General features: G+C 44.5%; 1 protein-coding gene. It reads left to right on the top strand.

What is annotated here, in order from left to right; translation table 11 throughout:
• Positions 1–1189: reverse transcriptase domain-containing protein (locus LKE08_RS00720; RefSeq protein WP_324702274.1), on the top strand; the 1189-nt coding region annotated here is incomplete at both ends.

The raw sequence follows: 1189 nt of genomic DNA, 5'->3' as shown, positions 1-1189 counted from the left end.
GGAATCCCAACAATCCGAGATAGAGCCAAGCAAGCCTTGGTCAAGATGGCAATGGAACCCTACTGGGAACCTAAATTCGAGGGAACAAGTTATGGGTTCCGACCTGGACGCTCAACCCTTGACGCAATTGGTAGAATATATTTGGCGCTCAACAAACTGAACTACTATGTTCTGGATGCCGATATTGCCAAATGCTTTGACCAAATTGACCATGATTACCTACTATCTAAACTTCATTGTCCAACGACCATAAGGCGCAATATCAGACAATGGTTAAAAGCCGGGGTCATCGACAATGGTGTATTTGACGATACAAAAGCCGGGACACCCCAAGGAGGGATAATAAGTCCACTCCTCGCCAACATCGCACTGGATGGGATGGTGAGGCACATCGAAGAGCTATTCCCAAAAAAGAATAGCAAAGTTCAAGCAACTGTCGTCAGATACGCCGATGATTTTGTAGTTATATCTCCAAAACTCGAAATCATTGAACAGTGCAAGATTGCTATTTCCTCATGGCTAGAGCCCATTGGACTCCGACTTAAGCCGGAAAAGACAAGAATCTGTCATACACTAAGAGAAATCAAAGTTGACGGAGAAAAAGTCCCACCCGGATTCGACTTTCTGGGGTTCAATATCAGGCAATATCCAAAAGGGAGACATACATCCGGGAAAAGTGGAGGTCCCCACAATAGACTACTGGGATTCAAGACTCACATAAAACCGGATAAAGAAGCAATCAAAGCCCATACTGAAAAGGTAAAAGAGGTGATTAAGAATCATAAAACAGCACCTCAAGCCGCCCTGATTAAAAGACTCAATCCCATCATCACAGGATGGTCAAGATACTATTCAGGGGTAGTCTCCTCGGAGATATTCGGAAAGCTAGATAACATACTCTGGCAACAACTACGGGCATGGGTAGAATCAAGATGCGGAAACGCCAAATACAAAACGCTCAGGAAATACTTCCGAACCGGAAAAGTAATACTGAGTAATGGGAACGAAAGAAACGAAAAATGGATTTTCCAAACGAAGGATGGTCTGCGACTTCAACATCATAACTGGACTCCCATTGTCTACCACACGTTGGTTAGACCAAACGCATCAACGTATGACGGAAACTGGGTCTACTGGGCAACAAGGAGAGGGAAATCAGCAGAAATCCCAAACCGAGAAGCCAAACTGC

The sequence above is a fragment of the Lyngbya sp. CCY1209 genome (genome assembly GCF_035615495.1).
Taxonomy (GTDB): Bacteria; Cyanobacteriota; Cyanobacteriia; order Cyanobacteriales; family Microcoleaceae; genus Limnospira.
This window is presented reverse-complemented; position numbering and strand designations above follow the sequence as displayed.